The following is a 248-nucleotide window of genomic DNA, read 5'->3' as shown; positions in this document are numbered from 1 at the left end:
TGGGTAAACCGTCCGCTGTCCGGGTCATAATAACGAAACAGATTGTAGTGCAGTCCGGTTTCCCGGTCCAGGTACTGGCCCTGCATACGCAGGTTCTGCTGAACGACCGGCATCCGCTGGCTGGATTCACGCAGCAGTTTGCCCCAAGGACTGTTGATCCCTTCCCAGGCTTTTTGCCCTTCACCGTCAGTCAGCAGCTCCGGCATTCCGTTGGCCGCATTATGGAACCAGTAAATCTCCGGGCTTTC

Annotated in this window: 1 protein-coding gene; it reads right to left on the bottom strand. The window is 56.5% G+C overall.

Going from position 1 to position 248, the window contains the following annotated elements:
• The coding region (locus HFD94_RS22835; RefSeq protein ID WP_181955375.1) for an RHS repeat domain-containing protein at nt 1-248 on the bottom strand (248 nt) is incomplete at both ends.

The organism is Pantoea sp. EKM20T (assembly GCF_011800485.1).
Lineage (GTDB): Bacteria > Pseudomonadota > Gammaproteobacteria > Enterobacterales > Enterobacteriaceae > Pantoea > Pantoea agglomerans.
Note: the sequence above shows the minus strand (reverse complement) of the source record. Positions and strands in the feature narration are given on the sequence as shown.